At 56.4% G+C, this 16,347-nt stretch carries 18 protein-coding genes; 14 read left to right on the forward strand and 4 right to left on the reverse strand.

Annotation, left to right across the window (positions count from 1 at the left end):
• The 6 genes from KKO72_RS17200 to KKO72_RS17225 form a co-directional block, all read left to right on the forward strand.
• Positions 1–279: hypothetical protein (locus tag KKO72_RS17200; RefSeq protein WP_214941748.1), on the forward strand; the 279-nt coding region annotated here is incomplete at its 5' end.
• Positions 280–597: 318 nt separating this feature from the next.
• Positions 598–1,143: a 3'-5' exonuclease gene (locus tag KKO72_RS21195; protein ID WP_371736902.1), complete on the forward strand. Its 546-nt coding sequence runs from the start codon at positions 598–600 to the stop codon at positions 1,141–1,143.
• Between the two features lie 54 nt (positions 1,144–1,197).
• Entirely contained in the window at positions 1,198–2,082 is an 885-nt protein-coding gene (locus KKO72_RS17210) for a DUF1837 domain-containing protein (RefSeq protein ID WP_214941751.1), read from the forward strand.
• Positions 2,079–4,568 (forward strand): DEAD/DEAH box helicase, encoded by a 2,490-nt coding sequence (locus KKO72_RS17215; protein WP_214941753.1) that lies wholly within the window; start codon positions 2,079–2,081, stop codon positions 4,566–4,568. The genes KKO72_RS17210 and KKO72_RS17215 overlap by 4 nt, the downstream gene beginning before the upstream one ends.
• Before the next feature lie 320 nt (positions 4,569–4,888).
• Positions 4,889–6,226 (forward strand): DUF2130 domain-containing protein, encoded by a 1,338-nt coding sequence (locus KKO72_RS17220; protein WP_214941756.1) that lies wholly within the window; start codon positions 4,889–4,891, stop codon positions 6,224–6,226.
• A 22-nt stretch (positions 6,227–6,248) separates the two neighbouring features.
• A complete protein-coding gene (locus tag KKO72_RS17225; RefSeq protein ID WP_214941758.1) occupies positions 6,249–6,629 on the forward strand; it encodes a VOC family protein in 381 nt (126 codons plus the stop codon).
• An 88-nt stretch (positions 6,630–6,717) separates the two neighbouring features.
• Here KKO72_RS17225 and KKO72_RS17230 read toward each other — a convergent pair whose 3' ends face one another.
• Together KKO72_RS17230 and KKO72_RS17235 are read right to left on the reverse strand one after the other, a co-directional pair.
• Entirely contained in the window at positions 6,718–7,767 is a 1,050-nt protein-coding gene (locus tag KKO72_RS17230; RefSeq protein WP_214941893.1) for a PDDEXK nuclease domain-containing protein, read from the reverse strand.
• 191 nt (positions 7,768–7,958) lie between these two features.
• A complete protein-coding gene (locus tag KKO72_RS17235; protein ID WP_214941761.1) occupies positions 7,959–9,089 on the reverse strand; it encodes a Fic family protein in 1,131 nt (376 codons plus the stop codon).
• Positions 9,090–9,406: 317 nt separating this feature from the next.
• Between KKO72_RS17235 and KKO72_RS17240 the strand changes: the two genes are divergently transcribed.
• The 3 genes from KKO72_RS17240 (at position 9,407) to KKO72_RS17250 (ending at position 10,864) form a co-directional block, all read left to right on the forward strand.
• Positions 9,407–9,916: a DUF1993 family protein gene (locus tag KKO72_RS17240; protein ID WP_214941764.1), complete on the forward strand. Its 510-nt coding sequence runs from the start codon at positions 9,407–9,409 to the stop codon at positions 9,914–9,916.
• Between the two features lie 136 nt (positions 9,917–10,052).
• On the forward strand, positions 10,053–10,433 hold the full coding sequence (locus tag KKO72_RS17245) for a VOC family protein (protein ID WP_214941766.1): 381 nt from the start codon (positions 10,053–10,055) through the stop codon (positions 10,431–10,433).
• Positions 10,434–10,510: 77 nt separating this feature from the next.
• Complete coding sequence (locus KKO72_RS17250; protein WP_214941769.1) at positions 10,511–10,864, forward strand: hypothetical protein; 354 nt, start codon at positions 10,511–10,513, stop codon at positions 10,862–10,864.
• 42 nt (positions 10,865–10,906) lie between these two features.
• Here the strand turns inward: KKO72_RS17250 and KKO72_RS17255 are convergent, their stop codons facing one another.
• Positions 10,907–11,539: a mechanosensitive ion channel family protein gene (locus KKO72_RS17255; protein WP_214941772.1), complete on the reverse strand. Its 633-nt coding sequence runs from the start codon at positions 11,537–11,539 to the stop codon at positions 10,907–10,909.
• Between the two features lie 227 nt (positions 11,540–11,766).
• Here KKO72_RS17255 and KKO72_RS17260 point away from each other — a divergent pair, with 227 nt between their 5' ends.
• The 4 genes from KKO72_RS17260 to KKO72_RS17275 all read left to right on the forward strand — a co-directional run bounded on the left by KKO72_RS17260 (position 11,767) and on the right by KKO72_RS17275 (position 14,621).
• Positions 11,767–12,147 (forward strand): VOC family protein, encoded by a 381-nt coding sequence (locus KKO72_RS17260; protein ID WP_214941775.1) that lies wholly within the window; start codon positions 11,767–11,769, stop codon positions 12,145–12,147.
• A 133-nt stretch (positions 12,148–12,280) separates the two neighbouring features.
• Entirely contained in the window at positions 12,281–12,688 is a 408-nt protein-coding gene (locus KKO72_RS17265; protein ID WP_214941778.1) for an OsmC family protein, read from the forward strand.
• Positions 12,685–13,590 (forward strand): pirin family protein, encoded by a 906-nt coding sequence (locus KKO72_RS17270; protein ID WP_214941781.1) that lies wholly within the window; start codon positions 12,685–12,687, stop codon positions 13,588–13,590. Before KKO72_RS17265 ends, KKO72_RS17270 begins: the two co-directional genes overlap by 4 nt.
• Positions 13,591–13,598: 8 nt before the next feature.
• A complete protein-coding gene (locus KKO72_RS17275; RefSeq protein WP_214941784.1) occupies positions 13,599–14,621 on the forward strand; it encodes a hypothetical protein in 1,023 nt (340 codons plus the stop codon).
• A gap of 138 nt (positions 14,622–14,759) precedes the next feature.
• Here KKO72_RS17275 and rarD read toward each other — a convergent pair whose 3' ends face one another.
• Positions 14,760–15,641 (reverse strand): EamA family transporter RarD, encoded by an 882-nt coding sequence (rarD, locus tag KKO72_RS17280; RefSeq protein WP_214941787.1) that lies wholly within the window; start codon positions 15,639–15,641, stop codon positions 14,760–14,762.
• Between the two features lie 106 nt (positions 15,642–15,747).
• Between rarD and KKO72_RS17285 the strand changes: the two genes are divergently transcribed.
• Positions 15,748–16,347 carry a DUF1439 domain-containing protein gene (locus KKO72_RS17285; RefSeq protein ID WP_214941790.1) on the forward strand — a complete coding sequence of 200 codons (600 nt, stop codon included), beginning with the start codon at positions 15,748–15,750 and terminating at the stop codon, positions 16,345–16,347.

Raw genomic sequence — 16,347 nt, forward strand, 5'->3', positions numbered from 1 at the left:
GGGGTGAAGGTGTGTTTGGGCGCAGGTTGGGGGCCTGAGCGCCCAATCGCGCCACGATATTTATCGCAATACTTCTTTTGCGCCCCTTCAGTTGGTGCGATACAGCCAGCGTTCTACCTAAATTGGCAGCTTTCCATCATTGAAAATTTAACTTGTCGCGTTAATTTTTCAATATTCATTGGAACGGCATCGTGGACGGGTGGTCCTCACTTGCAACGGTTCGACTTGAACGTTCTTGCAACATTTGGCTGCCGGTCAGCGTCTGAAAAATTGATTTAGCTCAACTATAAATAGAGTAGCTGATACCGCTTGTTTTATAAGGGCTAGAAGCACTTTCCATCTATAAAATGTCAACACAAGGGCAGGCCCGCATGGTTGCGGGACAACGTAGCGGCATCAAGCACGCGACAAGAACAATGTCATTCAGGGGGTAATTTGACATGGCGACTTTCATTTCTTCCATCAGCGCCAAGCTTGGCGTGCAGCACATCGGCAAGGTGCAGCCATGAACCAAGTCGCCCCTGAATCTGCCAACAGCCTGCACGCCGAACTGCGCACCCTGATTGCCAGCAGCTTGACCAAAGGAAAGAAGGCCCTGTGAGCGTCTTCCAACCAAAGACATTAATGCGCCCGCCGGTCATGACAATGGCAAGCAGCATGAGTCACATGGTGGCGTTTGCCGATGCGATCCCAATTTTGTCGACACTGTCGGCAAAAAGCTTGCGGCACAAGGTGCAGCTTGTACTGCCACTTACCCAGTTTGTCGCGACAGTGTCACGACATTTGAGTTGGAGCCACTTTGTCAACTTATTGCCCCTCAAATGGCTGTACAAGCACGAGCGCCATGCGGGCGAAGAGGCCCCCATCGGCCTCATCCTGAGCGTCCGCACCCTGGCGCAACGCAAGCTGCCGGTAGAGAACCGGCTGGGCTCTGGCGACTTTGACCCCATCAGCAACAAGATCAAGGTGATGACCATGAAGGTCAGCAAGGGCCTGGAGTTCCCCGTGGTGGCGCTACCCGGCGTGGGGCATATGCCTGCGGCAGGGGAGGATGAGAAGGAAGCGGCGCCGGTGTTTTATGTGGCGGCTACGCAGCAGTTGGTTGTTACGGTCGCTAGAGATTCCAAATGCGCAAAAAACTAACCCCATGATGTAACTCCGATGTCATCCACTTAGAACAGGTTTACAAGGACGACCATGAGCATAGATACAACGAAGTTTCTCGCTAACACATCAAAACTACTAGATGCTCTGCACGTCTTCCAATTTAAGCCAGCCCTTGAACCTAAAAAGGAGCACTATGGTTCTCACATCGCACTCACGGACTTTCAGTTTAATAACGCACGCATCATTCAAGGCCTCAGAGATTCGATAATCGACTGGGTCTTTTCAAAACCTGACGCAAAGAGAATATTTGATGAGGCTTACGGACCAACGTGTGACCTATCAGCTGCTTCTGCGACGTTATACAACTCTGCACGGGAAACAATTCGAATTGCACAACCTCAAGGTCAATTCGGTGAACTACTCCTTAGCTTTTTTTTGCAGCATCTCTTTCATGCAGCCCCACTGCTAAGAAAACAACCCGTTCGCACAAGTGACAATCACGAAAGATTTGGGGCTGACGCAATTCATTACAAAGGAACAGGCGGCAATGAGGTTTATGTTGGCGAATCAAAATGCTACAAAAGCTCATATCAATTTCCTAGCGCCTTCGAGGAGTCAATTACCTCGATGGAGAAAACACTCAGCAGCTTTCATATCGAAATTCGCAAGTTTGTCGCTGGTGGGTTCATAGAGCCTGGACTCAAGCAGGTCGCCGAGCAGCTGCTGTCAAACAAACTGCAACAGGTAAAACTGAACCCTGTCTCAATCATCATATATAACGAGACTGCGAAATTTACCAGCACAGGTCCAGAAATAAAAGAACAGATAAAAAATGCCGTCCTTCATCAATGCTCAAAAATTATGCCTGCAGTTTATAACGATCTGGAGCAATTAGCCCTCAGTCGCTTCACGTATATCATTATTCCTGTTTGGAAGCTCGATGCACTCTTAGATGAATTTGTGAATTCAATATGAAAGAAGCTATAGACATTCTTTTGAAAATCGAACTGCGCGCCGCAGTGGAGTCGATCGGACTGAAATCAACATCCCAAAAAGATCTTATTACTGAGGTCAACCTTTACAAGGTCATCAACGCTATCGAATGCGCAATTCTAAAAAATGAAGAAAGTAAAAAAATCGCGGCAATGTGCGCTCTTTTGTGGACGCACTTTCATAAGCATTTTAACTTGCTTGGGGAATACATAAATTCAGCAATGACGAGGATTGGATTTTCTCCAGTTTCTAAAATGCTGCAGGGAGAAGATGGAAAGATTGTCAATTCATCTTTGGCTTCAACTCTTGAAGAGTACCTTCAAAGCCAGAAATACACGATTGAAACCCTAGGCAAGAAGCTCATCGTTACTGAGTTTCAAAAACGTCTTTGGGACGAACTTGAGCGATCTCCACGTGTTGCAGTATCTGCTCCGACTTCGGCTGGAAAGTCTTACCTCCTCTGCTTGCGTGCTGTACATAATGCGGCGCAGCACGGTGGAGTTTCTTTCTACATTGTCCCCACTGTTACGCTAATGAATCAGGTCGCCACGGACCTGTTCGCGATATCACGCGAAAGCGGTGTCAAAATAAGAATACTGACCACGGTTGATGAAAATATCACCGCTCAGAATGGTGCAATATTTTTTGTGCTAACGCAAGAACGCATCACAGAACGGCTAGACTTCTTAAATAACGGTAACTTCAGCCTTACGCAGCTAATTATCGACGAGGTTCAGAATATTGAGCGAGCCTTTGATATTGGCGACAGCAATTCACGCGCGAAAATGTTGATTGATGTCATTATTGATTTGCATGACAGATTCAGTCCACGCCTATCCGTCGTTTCTGGGCCACGCATTTCTGACATTAGATCGATGGCTGCCTCCCTATTTAACCAACCTGTATCTGAGCAATCGACAACATCCTCACCAGTTGTCAACATTGCCTACAGTATTACCCCGACAGGAAAATGTATTGAAGTTAAGCAATTCTCCGAATTGTCTTCAAACCACCTCAGTGAAATATTGGACAACACAATTGGAGCAACAGGTTTCTCTAAGAAAACATATAGCGACAGTTTTCACGAATATCTTTTCAACGTAGTAGTTGCCAACAAGGGTGGACTTATATTCTCCCCGACATCCGGACAATGCAGAAAGACCGCTCTATCAATTGCAAGGCGTCTTCATAAATCAAAAAACCAAAAGATACACAGCCTTGCTGAGTACATTAAAACGACCGTTTCCCCTTCTTATGATTTAGCTGAATGCATTGAGTCAAAAGTTGCTTTTCATCATGGAAAACTTCCTCCCCATATACGAAATGCGCTCGAGTTCGCCATTGGTCAATCCATAATTGATCATGTCGTTTGCACGACGACACTGATGCAAGGTGTAAATATTCCAGCTAAGACCGTGGTACTCCGAAATCCCAACCTTTTTATTAGGGATATGACTGGAGTGAAACCAACGTTAAGCAATTATGAAATTGCAAACCTTCGCGGTCGAGCGGGAAGATTATTGAGAGATTTTGTAGGTCGGACATTTATCCTCGACGGTACATCCTTCGAAGAGGTAGAAGTTCAATCCAGCTTATTTAAACCAGAAGATATAAAGATAGACGGCAGCTATGCGAAGGTTTTCGAGGAAAACAGGGGAGAGATAGTTCATGCGCTCACATCAAGATTTGATAACTTCCCGCTAAATTCAGTTGCCTCTTACATAGCTAGCGCTATTTATACTGAGAAATTCGCTCAACCGTGGCTAGCACGCAAGGGCATTACCCTGAGTATGACAGAGATCAATGAGATCAAGGGGCGCATGAAGAAACTAGTCGTTAGCGAAGCGGTGTGTAAAAGATTTCGTTATTGGAACCCTTTTGAACTCAATCTCATTGCACAGTCTGCCGATGACTTACGCCTCCCGATATCAATATTTTCTACCGGACTTGGCGAGCAACTAGAAGAACTTATCAATAAAATTAATCAAATTATTCCAGAGCGAACAAAAAAATATGTAGGAGGAAAGAACCTAACTGGTCAAGTTATACCAATTTTTAGCTCAAATGCAGCAAGGTGGGCGAAGGAAATACCATTATTTGAAATTCTCTCAAATAGTTACTCTCGAAAAAGCGCGGATAATACCGAAAGCACAATTAATATGTTGCAGAAGGATATTGCATTTGGATTGCCTTCTCTTCTCGGTCCCGCGTACGCAATCAAAGAAGCCGATTCAAGCTTGCTTTCATTTATGGAGCGAGGTGCATATTCAAAAGAGGTTCGCTTGTTAATTAATGCGAACATACCTCGAGAGATAGCCATTTCGACAAATGCCAAAATGAAGCAGGCAAAGAGACCCCTAAATGATATTTCCGACGCGATTCGCTTCATTGAGGCTTCAAAACTTCCATATTGGGAAGCTGTTCACTTCAAGCATTTGGTTGATTTAAATTCAATTATTGCTGGTTAGCGCGTCGTTGATGCGGTGATTTTTGAATCAGGACTCCGCAGAATTTATAACGGTCAAACCCGTGCGGCCCCTGAAGGTGATGCCCTGGGGCCAGGCCGTTGCCTATGTGGCCGACATCAACGGCTATTTTTTTGGTAGAGCTGTGCTCGCTCATGGGCTGAGCACACTGCAGAATTGCGACGTTTTTAATAGCTTATCGCGCAAATTCCACGGGTGCTATCAGCCTATGCAAACAACAGCTACTCAGTACTCCCCCCCTGTTCAGCCCGCAGCAAGCGGGCCCAAAACCAGTCCAACCAACAAGAAAAGGCCTAGTCCCCATGCATGAAATCATCTGCCCCCACTGCAGCAAAGCCTTCAAGATCGACGAAGCGGGGTACGCCGACATCCTCAAGCAGGTGCGCGATGGCGAGTTTGAGCAAGCTTTGCACGAGCGGCTCGAGCTGGCCGAGCGGGAAAAGCGCGACGCGATTGCCTTGGCCGAGGCCAAGGTCACCAATGCGCTGCAAAAAGCTGCGGCTGCCAAAGACACCGAGATTCAGGCGCTGAAGGCCCAGCTGGATGCGGGCGAGGTGGCGCGCAAGCTGGCGGTCACAGAAGCCCTGGGCACCGTAAGCAAAGAGCGCGATGCGCTGGCCAACGAGCTGGCCCAGGCGCGTACCGCTCAGCAAGCCGCAGCCCAGTTGGCTGAGGCCAAGCTGGCGGCCAGCGACGTGGCGCGCCAGTTGGCCGTGACGGAGGCCGTCAACGAAGCCGTGGGCGTGGTCGCCCAAGAGCGCGACGCATTGAAGAGCGAGCTCAACGTCATCACCGTCAAAAACCAGCTGGAAGAGAAAGCCATCAAGGAGCAATTCGCCGTGCAGCTGCGCGACCGCGAAGGCGAGATTGAGCGCCTGCGAGACATGAAGGCGCGGCTATCGACCAAGATGGTGGGCGAGACGCTGGAGCAGCACTGCGAGATTGAGTTCAACCGCATTCGTGCGGCGGCCTTTCAGCGAGCGCATTTTGAAAAAGACAACGACGCCCGCACCGGCAGCAAGGGCGACTACATCTTTCGCGAGGCGGACGAGCACGGCACCGAGATCGTCTCCATCATGTTTGAGATGAAGAACGAGAGCGACGAGACGGCCACCAAAAAGCGGAACGAGGATTTTCTGAAAGAGCTGGACAAAGACCGCACTGAAAAGGCGTGCGAGTACGCGGTGTTGGTGTCCTTGCTTGAGCCGGAGAGCGAGTTGTACAACAGCGGTATCGTTGATGTGTCGCACCGCTATCCGAAGATGTATGTGGTGCGGCCGCAGTTCTTTGTGCCGCTGATCACGCTCTTGCGCAATGCCGCGTTGAATTCGCTGAAATACAAGTCAGAGCTGGCGCTGGTGCGCTCGCAAAACGTGGACATCACCAAGTTTGAAACCCAGCTCGACGAGTTCAAAATGGCGTTTGGCCGCAACTGGCGCCTGGCCTCCGAAGGCTTTGAAGAAGCTATTCGGCGCATCGACGAAGCAATCAAGGACCTGGAAAAAACCAAGGAAGCGCTGCACAAGTCAGCGAACAACTTGCGGCTCGCCAACGACAAAGCCGACGATCTGACGATCAAGAAGCTCACACGCGGCAACCCCACGATGGCGGCCAAGTTTGCTGAGTTGAACAATAGTTAAGACACCCCATACCGGAGCCCCCATGCAACTCGGCTACACCATCCTCTACGTGCCAGACGTGCCCGCCACGCTCAAGTTCTACGAAGCGGCCTTTGGGCTGACAACGCGGTTTTTGCACGAGGGCGGCGACTATGGCGAGCTGGACACCGGCAGCACCACGCTGGCGTTTTCAGCCCACCGCCTGATGCAGCAGCTGGGCAAGAACCCGCAGCCGGCCAATGCACACGCCCCCTGCTTCGAGATTGCTCTGTGCACCCCCGATGTACCCCAGGCGCTGGCGCAGGCCATTGCCGCCGGTGCCCAGCCCATGCGCCCGGTTGAGGTCATGCCCTGGGGCCAGACCATCGCCTATGTGGCCGACATCAATGGTTTTCTGGTGGAGTTGTGCACGCCCATGGGCTGAGCAATGTCGCCAGGGTGGTGATTCAAGTTTGATAGCTGTTGACCCTTATTCAACAAGGGATGGCGGTCATTTTTAACCCTAATGTCAGTCAAACACCATCCCCGGACCACTCAGCCAGCTTCTGCTGCAGCTCTTCTTTACTGGGCAGGTAAAGCTGGTATTCCCGGGCGTGGATGTTGGCGTCTTTGGGTAGGGTGATTTCCACCAACGCCTCGTGTTTCTTTTTGCACAGCACGATGCCAATGGTGGCGGCTTCGGCATCTGTTTTGACGTGGCGGTCAAAGTAATTGACGTACATCTGCATCTGGCCCAAGTCCTGGTGCGTGAGCTTGCCGAGCTTGAGGTCGATCAGCACATAGCAGCGCAGCAAGCGGTTGTAAAACACCAGATCCACAAAGAAATGGTCGTCATCAAAAGTGAAGCGCTTTTGGCGAGCCTCAAACAAAAAGCCCTTGCCCAGTTCCAGCAAAAAGTGCTCGATCTGATTGATGATGGCCGCTTCCAGGTCCGACTCAGAAAACCGGGCTTGTTCTGACAGGCCCAAAAACTCCAGCACCAGGGGTTCTTTGAGCAGGTCTTTGGGTTGGCTGACGATTTGTCCTTGTTGGGCCAGTTGGCGAATGCCGTCTTGGTCGCGGCTCAGGGCCAGGCGCTCATACAGGCCGCTTTGAAACTGGCGGCGCAGTTCACGCAAGGTCCAGTTTTGGCTGGTGGCTTCGATCTCGTAAAAACTGCGCTCATCGGTTTTTTTGATGCCCAGCAGGAAGACATAGTGGGACCAGCTGAGGGTGAAGGGGCGCTTGCCATTGCCTGCCACCAATAGGTCAGACAGTGTCTGACCTATTGGGCGCGATGTCTGTCCACCCGTAAAGTCAGACGCTGTCTGACCAATTCGAGCGACATACAGCACATAGAACTGCCGCATGAGTTTGAGGTTGGTAAGCGAGAAACCGTTTCCAAACTCGGCGCTCAGACGTTCTGCCAATTGCTTGAGCAATTGCTGGCCGTACTCCGCACGTTCATCGCCCTGCTGTTCAAACTCAACAATATGCCTCCCAATTTCGAAGTTGGTGTGCACCTGTACCAGATCAACACCACGAGCAACCGTGCTGCGGGCGGACTCGATCAGCGCGCGAATGTTGGCAAAAAGCGTTGACTCTGAGTCATTGGTTGGGGGAAATGCGAGGCATCTTCTTCATGGCAGCTCCTCAGACAGCGCCTGTGTATGCATAAAAGCTGTATTTTTGCACAGTATTTTACAGCGTGCCAATGTTGCAATTTGCTCTATTTAAAAGAGCATTTAGTCCTTACTTATAAAGGGCTACCGGCCTAGTTGGTACATAACTCATACCCCGTACTCCGCCCCCCACCCTCCAGCCTGCTCAGCACGCCACGCGCCAGCAGGTCGTTGATGTCGCGCAGTGCCGTGTCTGCGGAGCATTTGCCAATGGCTGCCCATTTGGCGTTGGTGAGCTTGCCCTCCATGCCGTCCAGCACACGGTTCAGCACCAGCGTTTGCCGCGCGTTCATGGGGGTGCCTGCCCAGCGTTGCCAGAACTGCGACTTCATCAGCACACCAGCCAGCATGCCATCAGCACCCTGCACGGCGCGCAGCAGGCAGGCCAAAAACCAGCTCAGCCACGGCGTGACGTCCAGCGTGCCGCGCTGGGTGGCTTCTAGCTGGTCGTAGTACTGTTTGCGCTCGCGCTGTACTTGGGCGCTGAGGCTGTAGAACCTTTGGGCCGTGCCCTCTGCTCGAGCCAGCGCCATGTCACCCACGGCGCGGCTGATGCGGCCGTTGCCGTCGTCAAACGGGTGCAGGGTCACCAGCCACAGGTGGGCCAGACCGGCGTGGATGAGGGCGTCGCCCGCAGGGGCGGCGTTAAACCATTGCAGAAAAGCAGCAGTCTCTGCGGGTAGTGCGGTGGCGGGCGGCGCCTCAAAGTGCACTTTTTCTCTGCCCACGGGGCCAGACACTACTTGCATGGGGCCTGCGGCGTCGTTGCGCCAGGTGCCCACCTGTATGCGCACCCGGCCGCTGTAGCCGGTGGGGAACAGGGCCGCGTGCCAGCCAAACAGGCGCTCTGCGGTGAGCGGCTGGGCGTGGTGCTGGGTAGCGTCTAGCACCATGTCGACCACGCCGTCCACGTTCCGGTCGGCTGGGGCCAGCGCGCCAATGTCCACGCCCAGCCTGCGGGCGATGGAGGAGCGCACGGCGTCCAAGTTGAGCGCCTCGCCTTCAATGGCGCTGGTGGTGATGACTTCTTGCGTAAGGGCTTGCAGCGTGGCCTGGTCGCGCTGCGCCAGCCCCAACTCGGCCATGCGGCCCGCCAGATGGCCCTGCGCGCGGTGCACCTGCGCCAGCGGCGCGGCCAGCGCAGCCGCGTCAAACCGCCACTGCGGCCAGTCGGGGCGCTGCCAAAGGTAGGTGCGCCGGGGTTGGGGTTTGTCGGTCAACATGCGGTGATTATGCGGGTTATTCACCGCTTTATGTGCGGCAAATAAATGTGACATTCGCCGCGCTGGGTGCAGTGCATGCACGGTGCAAGCATCAGAGCCCACATAAATACTCTATTTTTAATAGCTGCCTTCGTATATTCAACGAGGGCTAGAGGCCGATTTGGCATAAAACCCTGCGGCAATGACTCGTTCAGCAAACCGGGGTTTCAACCTTACAGCGCAGGTGCGCGCAGCTACCGGGTACATTGCCCAGCGATGCCACAGCGGCACGGCGGAGCCCGCCCTTTCTCCCTCCCCAACACTTACAGGAACACTCTATGACCAGCGCTATGTACACCCACTCGGTTCCCGTCTTCAAGCAGATGCTGACGGCTTTGAAAACCATTCTTGCGCAGGCAAGCGAATATGCTGGCGCCAGGTCAATCGAGCCCGACGCCTTGTTGCAGGCGCGGCTGGCGCCCGACATGTTTCCGCTGGTCAAGCAGGTGCAGATTGCCGCCGATTTCGCGCGTGGTATCTCGGCACGACTGGCGGGGGTGGAGGTGCCAAAGTTGGAGGGGCAAGAGAAGAGCTTTGCCGATCTGGGTGCGCTTTTGACGCAGACCCTGGCCTTTTTGGACAGCGTGAACGCTGCGCAGTTTGAAGGCAAGGAAGGCGCCGAGATCGTCTTGCGCCCCGGCACGCCGAAGGAGAAAAAACTCAATGGGCAGGCCTACCTGGCGAACTATGGTTTGCCGCAGTTTTTCTTCCACGTGACGACCGCCTACGACATCCTGCGCCACAACGGCTTGGCCATCGGCAAGCGCGATTTCATGGGCGTGTATTAAAGGCAGCCGGGGAAGGTTCCGGCGGCAGGCTCACGGTTCTTTTTTGATAGCTGCTTGCGCTTATTCAACGAGGGCTAGAGACCAATTTGGCGTATAAATACGTGCATTGTTCAACCCACCACCAAAAGGCCACGCCATGCAACTCGGCTACACCATCCTCTACGTGCCAGATGTGCCCGCCACGCTCAGGTTCTATGAAGCGGCCTTTGGGCTGACGACGCGGTTTTTGCACGAGAGCGGCGACTACGGCGAGCTGGACACCGGCAGCACCGCGCTGGCGTTCTCAGCCCACCGCCTGATGCAGCAGCTGGGCAAGAACCCGCAGGCGGCCAAGCCCGAAGCGCCCTGCTTTGAGATTGCGCTGTGCACGCCCGATGTGCCCGCCGCGCTGGCGCAGGCCGTTGCCGCCGGTGCCACGCCCATGCGCCCGGTCGAGGTCATGCCCTGGGGCCAGACCATCGCCTATGTGGCCGACATCAATGGTTTTCTGGTGGAGTTGTGCACGCCCGTGGGCTGATCACCTTGCGGCTGCTTTGGACTTGACTCAGCCCGCCAGCCCCGGCATCCTGAGCTTTTCTTCCAAAACCCCTCACCATGTTTTTTCCGACCCTTTTTGATGCCGGCCTCATCGACTGGACGATCTACACCTACCTTTTTTACCTGTTGTTCGTGGTCACCATGGCGGCCAAGGCGGCGTGGGACCAGCTGAGCATCATGCCCCGCGTGTTGCTGGTGCCTGCGGCGCTGGTCGCGGTGTTGATGGATGTGTTTTTCAACCTGGTCCCTGCGACCATCATTTTTCTAGACCTGCCGCGTGAACTGCTCTTCACCAAGCGGCTGGAGCGTTACAAAGCGCAGGAGGCTGGCTGGCGCTACACCGTGGCACGCTGGATTTGCCAGAACCTGCTCGACCCCTTCCAGCAAGGCGGGCACTGCAAATCGTCATAGCAGCAGGCCCTTATAAATAAAGGGCTAGCGGTCAATTTGGCACTACAAACTGGGCGCTGGCGTCTGCCCGGCGGCGGGGCTGCTGCTGGCTGCTTGCGCGGCGGGTGTGGGCGCTTGCCCGCCCTTCCAGCGCCGGACCACGCGTTGGAAGATCAGCGCATTGGGAATCTGCAGCAGGGTGCCCGGGGTGGGGCTGTCGCTGTCTTCGAGCGAGGTGTAGAGCAGGTTGATGTCAACCACGCGGCCTCGGGCGCCAGGTTTTTCGGCCACGTCCAGCAGCTCGATGCAGTCACCCAGCCGGTAGGGCCGCACGGTGAAGATCAGGAACGCGCAAAACAGGTTGGACAGCACGCTCCAGGCCGCAAAAAAGGCCACCGCACCCACGGTGGCAAAGCCGGTGAAGGCGGTCCAGAGCACGGTGGCCGACACGCCCACGCGCTCCAATACCAGCATCAGGGCCGCCAGCATGATGGTCCAGCGCAGCAGGCCTTTGAGCGGCATCGTTAACGCAACCGGCAGCTGGTAATGTCGGCCAACGCGGCTCACCGCCCGGCGCAGCAGGTACTGCAGCAACCACGCCACCAGCAGGATCAGCAGAATCTGCAGGCCCGGAACAATGATTTCAAGCCAATCGCGTGTCCAGTCGGGCAGGTAGGAGGTGAAGGGTCGAAGCATGTGGGTCGGTCAGAGCGATTGGCACAAAGCCCGCATTTTCCACACATCGGCCGCACCACCCGCCAGGCTTTAGGCAAGGCCACACGGACGCGCCACTGTGCTGCAGCGCAACGCCATCGAAACCGGCCGTCTTATGTCGGTACATCAGTCTGTATGTCAGATAGATACCGGAATTTGTTTTAAAACACTGCAACAATCCGCGCTTTGTACAAGCTACGGAGAAAGCCATGTTCAGTCATGTGATGGTTGGTGTGAAAGACCTTGAGGTCTCCAAGACGTTTTACGACGCTGTGCTCGGCACGCTCGGCATCGGCCCAGGGGTGGCCAACAAAAGCCGCTATTTCTACCGCAGCCCCACCGGCCTGTTTGGCATCACCCTGCCGATCAATGGCGAGCCCGCGACCCATGCCAATGGCAGCACCATCGGGTTTGCCATGCAGTCGCCCGAGCAAGCCGATGCTTTCCATGCAGCTGGTCTGGCCAACGGCGGCACCACGTGTGAAGACCCGCCGGGCTGGCGCGAATTTCCCACCGGGCGCATCTACCTGGCCTATCTGCGCGACCCGGACAAGCACAAGATTTGTGCGATGTATCGGCCTGCCAACTAGGCTTCGCGCCAAACCATGTTGTTACGCCCGTTCCGCTTGGGTGACACGCCCTTGTGACGCGCGGTGTTTCACGCGTCGGTGAATGGACTGGCCCGTTTTACACTGAAATTCACCCCCACCGGAGACCACCCAGATGAGCATTCAGATCCAGCGCAAACCCGGCGCCCCCCTGGCCCAGACCATCCACATGGGTGAACACCAGCTGTGCGCCGATGTGTCCGCCGCCGAGGGGGGTGGTGACGAAGGCCCGAGCCCGCACGACCTGTACGACGCCGCGCTGGGTGCCTGCAAGGCGCTCACCGTTTTGTGGTTTGCCAAAAAGAGAAACATCGCGGTGGACGATGTGCACACCGAGGTGTCGCACGACAGCAGCCAGGAGCGCAACGGTGTCTACAAGCTCAGCACCCGGCTGGTGATCAGCGGCAACTTCAGCGATGCCGAGCTGGCACAGCTGAGCGCCGTGGCCGACAAATGCCCGGTGCACAAGCTCATGACCAGTGTCACCACCGAGATCACCACCACCGTGGAGCGGGCCGCATGAGCGCGCCGCAGCTGCTGGGTGCCCATGCCCATGACCTGGGCGGTGGTTTTGTGGTGCGCCGCCTGTTGCCCGCCGCGCAACGCCAGGCGGTGGGGCCGTTTCTGTTTTTTGACCACTTTGGCCCGGTCACCGTCACACCGGCTGACAACCATGATGTGCGGCCACACCCGCACATCGGCCTGGCAACGCTGACCTATTTGTTTGACGGCGTCATCCAACACCGCGACAACCTGGGCTACGTCCAGCGCATCGAGCCCGGTGCCATCAACTGGATGACGGCGGGCAGCGGCATCGTGCACTCCGAGCGCAAGCCCGAGGCCGAGCGCCACAGCACTTACGTCAACCACGGTCTGCAGCTGTGGTTGGCGTTGCCCGAATCCAAGCAGGAGGTGAGCGCCAGTTTTGTCCACACCCCGGCCAGCGCCATCCCCGAGCTGCAGGACGGTTGCGCCCAGGTGCGGGTGTTGGTGGGGCAGGCGCTGGGTGCCCAGTCGCCGGTGGCCACCCTGTCACCCACGCTGTACCTCGACATTCGCCTGCCTGCCCATGGCCAGTGGACCTTGCCGATGCTGGCTGACGAGCAGGCGGTCTATGGGGTGCAGGGTGATCTGCAGCTGGACGGCCAGCCACTGCCGACCCACACGCTGGCTGTGCTGAGTGAAAGCACTGTGCTGAGCGCCGGGCCAGACGGCGCGCGCCTGATGCTGGTGGGCGGCCAGCCGCTGGGGCGGCGGTTCATCTGGTGGAACTTCGTGTCAACCAGCAGGGAGCGCATCGAACAAGCCTCCCGCGCCTGGGCCGCCATGGACCCCAGCCAGGGCATGGGCCAGGTGCCGGGTGAGACCGAGTACATCCCCTTGCCACAGCGCGAGCCGTCACGCACCACCGGCGGCCAACCTTAAGGAAACACATGGCCAGCCTGGTCTTTCTCAGTATCAACAAGCTCAAGGTCACTAAGAAGTTTCGCGACTCGCTCTTCGCTACGTTGTCCGTTCTGGGGTTAACCGCCTTGGGCTGCGGTGCGGCTTGTGGCATGGAACTGGCCACGTTTGGCAACACCCTTATTTTGTCGGGACCGGTCACAGGCTCAGAGCTTGTTTTGGTCAAAGACGCTTTTGCTGCCAACCCCAAAATTGACCTGGTTGTGTTGCGCAACTCGCACGGTGGCGACGCCTGGACGGGCTACCGGGTTGGCGATGTGCTGCGCGAGGCCGGGGTCACCACTGCGGTTTCGGGGTATTGCATTTCGTCGTGTTCGCGCATGTTTCTGGGCGGCAAATACCGGGTTTTTACAGATGACTATCCGGCGGAGCGCACTTATGTTGGCTTCCATGGGCACTATGACACCCAAGGCAACCTGGACCGCAATTCGGTCAACAAGAGCGGGCTGTTCAGCTGGATCGTCCAGCACTCGGACGGCAAGGCCGATCCTGATCTGGTCATGCGCTGGATTGCCATCGAAAAGAACAAAGGCGCGGCAAACTTCTTTCACCCCGATGTGGCGGCCACCCTGGGACACAGCGTGTTTTTCTGCGATGGCCTGAAGGCACAAAAACCCACAAGTTGCGAACCTGTTCCCACCAACGCGTTCGAGCGCGGTGTGGTGACAGACTTGCGCCGGGTTTCCAGCCCCGATCAGGAAACCTTGCCCGGACGGCTGCGCGCGCGCCAGTTTCCGGCCAGTGGCTTGGCTGCGCTGGAGGACATGCAGAAGCTGCCGCTCGACGCAGCTGCCGGTCAGGAGCAATACCAGCGCTACCTTCAGGCCAGCTTGCCCAGGGCCTTTGCGGTAGCACCAACGAGGCAGCATTGGGCCTGGGTCTCCAGCGCCACAGACGATGTCAACACACTGGCCCTCAAGCGCTGTGAAGAAAGGGCCAAACAGCCTTGCCTGCTGTACAGCGTGGACGACAACGTGGTTTACAAGCCCTGAGCGCTTGGTACAGGTCGCGCCACCGCTACCGAAGGCATGGCACTACCAGAGCGAATGAAGATCCGGTAACGAGGCCGTGGCTGCTACGCCAAATGTAGCAACATGCCCTTTATTTTCAAGGGCTATAGGTCGATTTGACTACTTGATGGGTGACCACCTGCGCATGAGCCACAAACCCTCTGCGCTGTAAATCACCAAGGCAGCCCAGATCATGTAGAAGCCGATGGCACGCGCTGGCTCAAAAGGTTCGCCATACAGCCACACACCCAGCAGCATCTGCAGACTGGGCGAGATGTACTGCAGCAGCCCCAAGGTGGCCAGCGGGATGCGCCGGGCACCGGCCGCAAACAGCAGCAAGGGGATGGCGGTTAGTGGCCCGGCCAGCAGCAGCCAGCCCAGGGTCACCGGGTTGGCCTGCACCAGTGCGCCTTGCCCATGCCAGGTCCACCAGCCCAGCAGCGTCACGGCCACGGGCAGCAGCAGCAAGGTCTCCAGCGTCAGGCCTTCCAGCGCACCCAGCTTGGCCACCTTGCGCAACAGGCCATAGGTGCCAAAGGTCACCGCCAGCACCAGGGCCACCCAGGGCAGTCGGCCTGACTGCACGGTGAGCCACAGCACACCACTGGCGGCCACCGCCACCGCCAGCCACTGTGCCGGGCGCGGGCGTTCGTGCAAAAAGACAAAACCCATCGCCACATTGACCAAGGGCAGGATGAAATAGCCCAAACTGGCATCGAGCATGTGGGCGTTTTGCACCGCCCACACGTACACCGACCAGTTCGCGGACAACAGCAGGGCCGACAGCCCAAACGCCAGCAGCACACGCGGTTGCCGCGACACATCGCGCAGCCAGGCCCAGCGTTTGAGCACCATCAGCACCACCATCAGGAACACAAACGACCACACCATGCGGTGCATCACCACCTCAAACGCATTGACCCCGACCAGTTGTTTGAAATAGACCGGGAACAAGCCCCAAGCCGTGTAGGCCAGTGCGGCATAGAGCAAACCAGGGTTCATAGAAAGCAGATGCCCAGGTGAGGGGCTTTCAGAAGGGGCGGGAGTCAGAGTCTAGTGCTTGCTGCAACATGTGTAGCGCACAATGCCTTTCCAAAGGACCGCTTCTATGCACCGTCGATATCTGATCTCTCTTGCTTTTTTCCTGCCCTTGGGCGGCCTGACCTCGGCCGCTGTGGCCGATACCCTGGTGCAGCCAGACGACGCGACGCAGGCGCTGCCGCAGTTCAAAGTGTCTGCTGCGCGCTTGCAGCAAGCTGTGGCGCAACGTTTCCCGCTGCGTTACCCGGTGTCGGGGCTGTTGAACCTGGATTTACAGGCGCCTCAACTGAGCCTGCTGCCAGCACACAACCGCCTGGGCGCCGAGATGGCCATCGACGCGGCAGGCCCCGCGCTGCAGGGCAGCCACCACGGCACGCTGGCGCTGGACTTTGCGCTGCGTTACGAGGCCAGCGACCTCACGGTGCGCGCCCACCAACTGCGTTTTAAACAGCTGACCATGCCCAGCCTGCAGCCTCGCGTGGCCATGCTGCTCAACACCTACGGCCCCACTTTGAGCGAGCGCGCCCTGATGGAAGTGGTGTTGCACCGCCTGCAGCCTAGTGATCTGGCGCTGCCCAACAGCATGGGCTTGCAGCCCGGCAGCATCAGCGTGACCGACACCGGGCTGGTGATTGGTTTTGTGCCCAAGCCTTTGAGCCCGCCCTGA

The sequence above is a fragment of the Rhodoferax sp. U11-2br genome (assembly GCF_018619435.1).
In the GTDB taxonomy this organism is placed as follows: domain Bacteria; phylum Pseudomonadota; class Gammaproteobacteria; order Burkholderiales; family Burkholderiaceae_C; genus Rhodoferax.

Bases quoted from the DNA above. Each gene is read 5' to 3' on its own strand.
- KKO72_RS17210 (WP_214941751.1), top strand. From the start codon at position 1,198: ATGAGCATAGATACAACGAAGTTTCTCGCTAACACATCAAAACTACTA.
- KKO72_RS17215 (WP_214941753.1), top strand. From the start codon at position 2,079: ATGAAAGAAGCTATAGACATTCTTTTGAAAATCGAACTGCGCGCCGCA.
- KKO72_RS17220 (WP_214941756.1), top strand. From the start codon at position 4,889: ATGCATGAAATCATCTGCCCCCACTGCAGCAAAGCCTTCAAGATCGAC.
- KKO72_RS17225 (WP_214941758.1), top strand. From the start codon at position 6,249: ATGCAACTCGGCTACACCATCCTCTACGTGCCAGACGTGCCCGCCACG.
- KKO72_RS17235 (WP_214941761.1), bottom strand. From the start codon at position 9,089: ATGTTGACCGACAAACCCCAACCCCGGCGCACCTACCTTTGGCAGCGC.
- KKO72_RS17240 (WP_214941764.1), top strand. From the start codon at position 9,407: ATGACCAGCGCTATGTACACCCACTCGGTTCCCGTCTTCAAGCAGATG.
- KKO72_RS17245 (WP_214941766.1), top strand. From the start codon at position 10,053: ATGCAACTCGGCTACACCATCCTCTACGTGCCAGATGTGCCCGCCACG.
- KKO72_RS17250 (WP_214941769.1), top strand. From the start codon at position 10,511: ATGTTTTTTCCGACCCTTTTTGATGCCGGCCTCATCGACTGGACGATC.
- KKO72_RS17255 (WP_214941772.1), bottom strand. From the start codon at position 11,539: ATGCTTCGACCCTTCACCTCCTACCTGCCCGACTGGACACGCGATTGG.
- KKO72_RS17260 (WP_214941775.1), top strand. From the start codon at position 11,767: ATGTTCAGTCATGTGATGGTTGGTGTGAAAGACCTTGAGGTCTCCAAG.
- KKO72_RS17265 (WP_214941778.1), top strand. From the start codon at position 12,281: ATGAGCATTCAGATCCAGCGCAAACCCGGCGCCCCCCTGGCCCAGACC.
- KKO72_RS17270 (WP_214941781.1), top strand. From the start codon at position 12,685: ATGAGCGCGCCGCAGCTGCTGGGTGCCCATGCCCATGACCTGGGCGGT.
- KKO72_RS17275 (WP_214941784.1), top strand. From the start codon at position 13,599: ATGGCCAGCCTGGTCTTTCTCAGTATCAACAAGCTCAAGGTCACTAAG.
- rarD (WP_214941787.1), bottom strand. From the start codon at position 15,641: ATGAACCCTGGTTTGCTCTATGCCGCACTGGCCTACACGGCTTGGGGC.
- KKO72_RS17285 (WP_214941790.1), top strand. From the start codon at position 15,748: ATGCACCGTCGATATCTGATCTCTCTTGCTTTTTTCCTGCCCTTGGGC.